A 505-nucleotide genomic window follows, 5' to 3' on the forward strand; every position below is an offset into this window, starting at 1 on the left:
ATAAACCAAAACTATGTCCACTTAAGCCATCTATAGAAGCTCCAGATTGTATATATAAACTTTCAGCTTCTTTCATTTGATCAGAGGTTTTGTAAATATTCGTAATTGAAGCTTCGGAAAAATCTCTTAAATGAGTGATATTCATTCTATTATTTGGATCATTAAAATTTCTTCCTTGAATTCCACCTACAGCATATCCACTAGGCATAGTATTAATATCTGCTTCACTAAAACTTGTTTTATCGTTTGGAAAGCTTTGACTTAAAACATTAGAAAAAAGATTATAGTATTGTTTAATGGTTTCAGCCATATCTATATTATCATAATATTTATCCACACCTAGATATTCTTTTATGCTAGAAACAATAGGATCATTCTCAGCTACCCTCTCTATCTCATCCAAAGTAGATTTATGTATTTTAAAATCTTTTGGTAATCCTGCAGCCTCATTAAAGTCTTCTCCCATATAACCATCTTTATCTACACTATAACCATAGGCTGTATT

The 505-nt window shown here is 30.3% G+C and carries 1 protein-coding gene; it reads right to left on the reverse strand.

Features of this window, described 5'->3' with window-relative positions; all coding sequences use genetic code 11:
* Window positions 1-505, reverse strand: a 505-nt coding sequence (locus tag CQA76_RS08945; RefSeq protein WP_408608990.1) for a Cj0814 family flagellar-dependent secreted protein, incomplete at both ends; no start/stop codon positions are given.

The organism is Campylobacter aviculae (assembly GCF_005406215.1).
Lineage (GTDB): Bacteria > Campylobacterota > Campylobacteria > Campylobacterales > Campylobacteraceae > Campylobacter_D > Campylobacter_D aviculae.